Genomic DNA, 3,681 nt, shown 5'->3' with positions numbered 1-3,681 from the left:
CCACGGCAGCGCGGAGCAGAAGCGCAGGTACCTGCCGCCTCTGCTCCGCGGCGAGAAAATTGGCTCATTCGGCCTTACGCAACCGCATGCCGGCAGCGACGCCGGGGCCACCGAGACGACTGTGCAGCTAAATGGCGACTACTGGGTTATCAATGGTCAGAAGCGTTTCATTACCAACGGCAGCTTTGCCGATGTGGTGGTCTTTACGGCGAGTCACGACCCGATGCTCAAGACCAAGGCAATTAGCGCCTTCGTCGTCGAGCGTGGCACTCCGGGCTTTTCGGTAGGTCGCAAGGAGGACAAGCTGGGGCTGCGCGCTTCCGACACCGCAGAGCTCCATTTCGACGACTGCCGTCTGCCGCGCAGCCACTTGCTGGGGAAGGAACGTGAGGGTTTCAAGGTATTCATGGAAACACTGGACGGCGGCAGGATCAGCATCGCCGTGCTGGGTCTGGGAATTGCAATTGGAGCATTGGCCTACGCCACGAGCTATGTCACCAGCCGACAGCGCGGGGGAACGCCTATCTATCGCAACCAATGGGTGCAGGAAGTGATCGCCGAGGCGGCCACCGAGATCGAGTGCGCCCGTCATCTGATCTACCATGCGGCCGCACTCAAGGACCAAGGGGCGCGCGTCACGGCCCAGAGCGCCATGGCTAAACTCTATGCCTCGGAGGTAGGCACACGCACTTGTCGACGCCTCATGGACGTCATTGGCCCAGAGGCACTTCTTTCGAGCAATCCACTGCAGCGGCTACTACGAGATGCGAAACTTATGGAGATAGGCGAGGGTACCTCGCAGATCCAAAAGTTGATCATCGCCAGGGAGATTCTCGGTCGCTAACCTCTCCAGAGGAGGTCGAATATGGATTTTGAGCTCAGTCCAGATCAGAAACTGGCGCAGGAGATGGTTAGGGAATTCGCCCAGAAAGAGCTGAAGGAGAAAGCTGCACTCATCGACCAGAGCCAAGAGTTTCCATGGGAAAGCGTCAGGAAGATGGCCAAGCTCGGCCTTTTGGGGGTGGTTGTTCCTGAGGAGTACGGCGGTGGGGGGATGGACTTTCTAACGTTGGCCTTGGCTATTGAGGAGATCTCAAGAGTATGCGCAAGCACCGGGGTGATTGTAGCGGTAAACAATTCGCTGGTGGCGTACCCGATTCTCACCTTTGGCAGTGAGGAACAGAAGCGCAAGTACCTCCCGCCCCTGTGCAGTGCAGAAAAGATCGGCGCCTTCGGGCTCACCGAACCTGTGGCAGGCAGCGATGTGGCGGGAATGCAGAGCACCGCCACACGCCAGGGAGACCATTATGTGCTCAACGGCGCCAAACGTTTCATTACCAACGGCGGAGAGGCGGGCATCTACGTTGTTTTCGCCTACACTGATCCGCAAAAGCGCCACAAGGGGATCTCGGCGTTCATCTTGGAGCGCGATTTCCCGGGCTTTAAGGTTGGCAAGCACGAAGAAACCATGGGAATCCGGGCCACGGCCAACTGCGAGTTGATTTTTGAGGACTGCATTGTGCCTGCAGAGAACCTCTTAGGCCAAGAGGGAGAGGGCTTCAAGATCGCCATGCACACATTGGACGTAAGCCGCATCGACATCGGAGCGCAGGCGGTGGGACTGGCGCAAGGGTGTCTGGACGAGGCCATCCGCTACGCCAAGGAACGTCAGCAGTTCGGCAAGAAGCTCAGCGAATTTCAGTTCATCCAGGGGATGATAGCCGAGATGGCCACCGCCATTGATGCGGCACGCTTGCTGGTGTACCGCTCTGCCTACCTAAAGGACACTGGCACACAACGCTTTTCGGTGGAGTCGTCCATGGCCAAGTACTTCGCCTCCGAAGTCGCAGTAGATTGCGCACGCAAGGCCGTGCAAATCCACGGCGGCTATGGCTATTCGCGGGAGTTCAGCGTGGAGCGCTTCTACCGTGATGCCAAGGTCATGGAGATCTACGAGGGGACATCCCAAATCCAAAAGTTAGTTATCGCTCGTGCTCTGCTTGGAGTGTGAAGGAAACTTCGCGGCCAGGAGAAAGGTGATATCATGAAGATTGTGGTGTGCATCAAGCGCGTGCCCGAGGCGGCCGAAGCTATCCTCAAGATCGACTCCTCGGGCAAGAAGCTGGTGGATGATACGCTGACCTTTGGCATCAACGAGACCGATAACTATGCTCTGGAAGAGGCTCTCCTGCTCAAGGAGAAACTGGGTGGCACCATCACCTTGGCCACCGTAGGGCCCGAAGCCGCCGACGAAGTGTTGCGAATGGGATTGGCAAAGGGTGCTGATGAGGCTTTCCGCATCACTCCACCTGAAGGGGAGGAGGTGGATCCTTTCGCCACAGCGTGCCTTCTCGCACGAGAGATTCGGCCACTCGCTCCGGACCTTGTCCTTACCGGCTGCGTGGCTGCGGACGACCAGAGCGCGCAGGTGGGCGTCAGCCTCGCGGAACTGCTGGACATACCGCACCTGTCGCTGGTGGTCGCTATGGAGGTCACTGCCGACGGCCAGGTTCTCGCGCGCAGAGAACTGGAAGGTGGGTTGCAGGAGGAGTTCACGCTTCGTCTGCCGGCGCTGTTTACCGTGCAAAGCGGCATCAATGAACCTCGTTACGCCTCAATCCTTGGCATTAAACGAGCATCCGCCAAGCCCCTTAGGGTAGTGGAACGCCCAGCAGCTGACAGTGTCATGTGGGAAACCCGAGCGCTGGCTTTTCCCCTGGCTGAAAAGAAAGCGGAAATCCTCCATGGGACCCCCGCTGAAGTGGCTGAACAGTTGGTAGCGTTGTTGAAAGGCAGGGCACTGCTATGAGTCGGGACGTCTGGGTTCTCGTCGAACACCGGCAAGGGGCGGTGCGCGAGATAACCTTCGAACTGATCGCAAAGGGCAGACAGCTCGCCGACGAATTGGGCGGCTCGTTGTGGGCCGTGTTACTGAGCGCCGAGCCGGAGGCGATGGTGGAAGGGCTACAGGGTGCCGCCGACAAAGTCCTTGTCCTCGAGGCGCCTTACTTCGCACACTTCCACTCGGACTACTACCAGCAGGCACTCTTACCGCTGCTCGAAGAAAAGAAGCCTTTTCTGCTACTTTTGGGCCACACACCCTATGGGTGGGAGCTCGCTCCCGCATTGAGCACAGCGCTGCGCATGCCTCTCGCACCTGGTTGTAGCAACATCCAGCTGGAAGGGGAGAGGGTGGTGTGCACCAGGCCGGTATATGGCGGCAAGATTGTCGCGGAGGGGACTTTGCGGCCCCACTGGGGCTACATGGTCACCTTTCCTGCAGGTGCGTGCCAGGCTACCCCTGGGACAAGACCTGGAGAAGTGGTAGGCCCGGAATTTCCAACGCTTCAGGTGATTGCTGAGAAAGTCTTCTCCCGCTATGTGCAGGCTCCGGCCGGGGAGGTGGATATCTGTCAGGCCCAGAAAATCGTTGCTGTCGGAAGAGGAATCCGCGAGAAAGAGAACATAAGACTTGCCGAGGAGCTGGCCCAAAGCATGGGCGCGGTACTCGCTTGCTCGCGTCCCATTGTCGACGCGGGGTGGCTACCCAAGGACCGACAGGTCGGCTCCTCAGGCAAGACCGTCCGCCCGAAGCTCTACGTGGCTTTGGGCATCAGTGGAGATTTTCAGCACCTCATGGGCATGAAGAATGCTGAGACCATTATCGCGATCAACAAAGAC

4 protein-coding genes are annotated in these 3,681 nt (G+C 58.6%); all 4 read left to right on the top strand.

Going from position 1 to position 3,681, the window contains the following annotated elements; genetic code table 11:
- Positions 1–844: acyl-CoA dehydrogenase family protein (locus H5U38_12380; protein ID MBC7187821.1), on the top strand; the 844-nt coding region annotated here is incomplete at its 5' end.
- Positions 845–865: 21 nt separating this feature from the next.
- Positions 866–2,011, top strand: coding sequence for an acyl-CoA dehydrogenase (locus H5U38_12375; protein MBC7187820.1), 1,146 nt, complete (start codon positions 866–868; stop codon positions 2,009–2,011).
- Positions 2,012–2,044: 33 nt separating this feature from the next.
- On the top strand, positions 2,045–2,809 hold the full coding sequence (locus H5U38_12370; GenBank protein ID MBC7187819.1) for an electron transfer flavoprotein subunit beta/FixA family protein: 765 nt from the start codon (positions 2,045–2,047) through the stop codon (positions 2,807–2,809).
- Positions 2,806–3,681: electron transfer flavoprotein subunit alpha/FixB family protein (locus H5U38_12365; protein ID MBC7187818.1), on the top strand; the 876-nt coding region annotated here is incomplete at its 3' end. The genes H5U38_12370 and H5U38_12365, both read left to right, overlap by 4 nt.

It is taken from the genome of Calditrichota bacterium (genome assembly GCA_014359355.1).
GTDB lineage: Bacteria > Zhuqueibacterota > Zhuqueibacteria > JANLFK01 > Oleimicrobiaceae > Oleimicrobium.
The sequence above is the reverse complement of the archived record's forward strand: the minus strand, read 5'-3'. Positions and strand labels throughout refer to the sequence as shown.

Coding starts and splice junctions, on each gene's coding strand:
- H5U38_12375 (MBC7187820.1), top strand. CDS start 866: ATGGATTTTGAGCTCAGTCCAGATCAGAAACTGGCGCAGGAGATGGTT.
- H5U38_12370 (MBC7187819.1), top strand. CDS start 2,045: ATGAAGATTGTGGTGTGCATCAAGCGCGTGCCCGAGGCGGCCGAAGCT.